Below are 971 nucleotides of genomic sequence, written 5' to 3'. Positions count from 1 at the left end.
CTAGTTAAGTCGGGTAAGCGAGGGGCATCACTGCCCCTAACTCCCCTAAGAACCGTACGTGACAGTTTCCCATCATACGGCTCAAGCCTTCTTTTTGTCCAAACAACTCTTTTATCTAACGCAAGGTATATGTACTAACTTAATAACTTCACCTGTAGGAACTTCTAAATTCCGTACAATAACCTTTTCACCGTTTTGTAGAGGTTGCCTGCATAATGCACAACGATAACCTTGCTTTCTTGCGAGTTTAATTCTGTCCAAAGTATTTTCTGTATCGAAGACCTTTCGGTCTCGTTTTTCCCAATACTCTTTGAGGGCAGGATCATCTGGACTGTTTTTGTATAGCACCATCACATGTCGTTTTATTTTAATCCAAGTCATGTGTAAGAGTTGAATATTTGTTATTGGGCAAGTTAAAATCCAAGAGTTATCTCCGCCATGATGTGGTTTTCTAAAATATCTTTTCCTTATCCATTTCCAAGCTTTCTTAGGATGGAGTTGTCTCAAATATTTACAAGTTTTTTGGAATACGTAGTTTGCTATCACACCAAAAGACTTCTTCGACACCACATGCTTCCAGTATTGTCCGTAACCTCTGATAATAGGATTTAACATTTTGATAAGTTCCCGGACAGGTTGTCCTCTCATTATACCGAACGTATATCGTATCTTCTCTTTGGCTTTCTTGATACTCTCTTTACTCGGTTTAATTAGCAGTTTGTTCCCTTGCCATGTTTTGTACTGTCGAACTGAGAATCCGAGAAAATCAAAACCATCTTCAATATGAGTGATCTTGGTTTTCTCATTGCTTAGTTCGAGACCTCTTTTTCTAAGGTATGGTTGCAGCCTTTCGTATATGGACTGTGCTTGTTCCTTAGTTTCTGTTAATACAACGAGGCAAGTAGACCATTGGAACCTCCCCAATAGCCCCTCTCGGAACCGGACGTGAACCTCTCAGCTCATCCGGCTCC

At 40.4% G+C, this 971-nt stretch carries 1 pseudogene; it reads right to left on the bottom strand.

What is annotated here, in order from left to right:
• Positions 1–111: 111 nt before the first annotated feature.
• A pseudogene (locus K9V48_RS28145) lies at positions 112–894 on the bottom strand (group II intron maturase-specific domain-containing protein); the annotation flags it as partial.
• Between the last annotated feature and the right edge of the window lie 77 nt (positions 895–971).

It is taken from the genome of Metabacillus rhizolycopersici (assembly GCF_020075705.1).
This window is presented reverse-complemented; position numbering and strand designations above follow the sequence as displayed.